At 45.4% G+C, this 1,505-nt stretch carries 1 protein-coding gene; it reads left to right on the forward strand.

Going from position 1 to position 1,505, the window contains the following annotated elements; all coding sequences use genetic code 11:
• Nucleotides 1-224: 224 nt before the first annotated feature.
• A complete protein-coding gene (locus tag AC5V8P_RS25510) occupies nt 225-1,412 on the forward strand; it encodes an HpcH/HpaI aldolase/citrate lyase family protein (RefSeq protein WP_064795731.1) in 1,188 nt (395 codons plus the stop codon).
• Nucleotides 1,413-1,505 lie beyond the last annotated feature (93 nt).

Below are 1,505 nucleotides of genomic sequence, written 5' to 3' on the forward strand. Positions count from 1 at the left end.
AGGCACAATGATTCTCAGCTCGGCGAAAAGAAAGAAAAAGGCCGACAAAGAGGCTTAATGTACAAAGTATAGCGAAATCCCTCCTGAAACTAAGGGGGGATTTCTTTTATACCCGAGGCACAGGGCTTCAAGCAGGCGAGATAAAGCAAGAGGAGGGAAGGGCCCTGAAATATTTTAATGATTTAACCTCTGAGGAAGTAGAAAGCATCTTTTGTACTCCACCATTGGAGTTTCATAACCGTTCACCCAAAAGTATATTAGCTTATGCGATAGGGGCAGCTCTGTACATGCCGGCGACCCGCTTGGAAGTAGCGGAAGAGATCAAAAATGGAAAGCATGCAGGACTAACCACGGTCATTTTGGATTTGGAGGATGCTATAGGGGATCAGCAGGTCGGACAGGCCGAAGAATCGCTGGCACAGCAACTGCTTCAACTATTGACCTATGTGCGCACAGGTATGATGAGTGAACAGCAATTACCTTTACTGTTTGTACGTGTTCGCTCTGTCGAACAGCTGGAACGACTGCTGAACAGCTTGGGCGAAACGCTGGCGCTGCTCACGGGCTTTGTCTTCCCCAAGTTTTCTTCTGATCATGGACGGGCGTATTTTGCCCTCATAGCTGAATATAACCGGAATAATCATACAGGGGTAGGAGACGCAAGCCACATGCCTGTGTTGTATGGATTGCCGATTCTTGAAAGCTCTAAAATTATTTATCGGGAAACCCGTTGGGCAGAACTGCTGTCGATTAAAGAAATTTTGGATGAATATCAGGAATATGTGCTGAATGTACGAATTGGAGCAACTGACTTCTCCAGCTTGTATGGACTGAGACGCAGCCCAGATATTACGATTTATGAAATCGCCGTCATTCGGGATTGCATCGCGGATATTATGAACTTGTTCGGACGCGTGGACTCGGGTTATGTCATTTCCGGTCCTGTATGGGAATATTTCTCTCACCGAGAACGTATTTTTAAACCTCAATTAAGAGTGTCACCCTTTGAAAATGCATTTGGGAAGCCTGGGCGCCACTTGCGAATGGATTTCATTTCAGATGCGGTGGATGGGCTGATTCGAGAGGTCATGATGGACAAAGAGAACGGGATTATCGGCAAAACGATTATTCATCCGTCCCACATTAAGCCAGTCCAGGCCATGTATGTGGTGACCCATGAAGAATATATGGATGCACTTGAGATTGTTGAGCGTAACGACGGCAGTTTGGGTGTATTCAAGAGCACCTATGCCAACAAAATGAACGAAATTAAGCCTCATTTGAATTGGGCTCATCGTATTATAAATAGATCAAAAGTATACGGGGTGTTACATGAACAACAACAATTTGTCAGTCTCTTACCCAACCACGAAAACACATCTGCTGCCAATTCTGGAGCGGTTCAGCGTTAAAATTACGGAAACTCATAATCCATTCCGTCTTCCTGTGGACAAGCTGTTTGCGATGGCGGCACGAGTCAACAAAAAGCGTTCGTTTTTGTTTGT

This window comes from Paenibacillus sp. N119s (genome assembly GCF_059447605.1).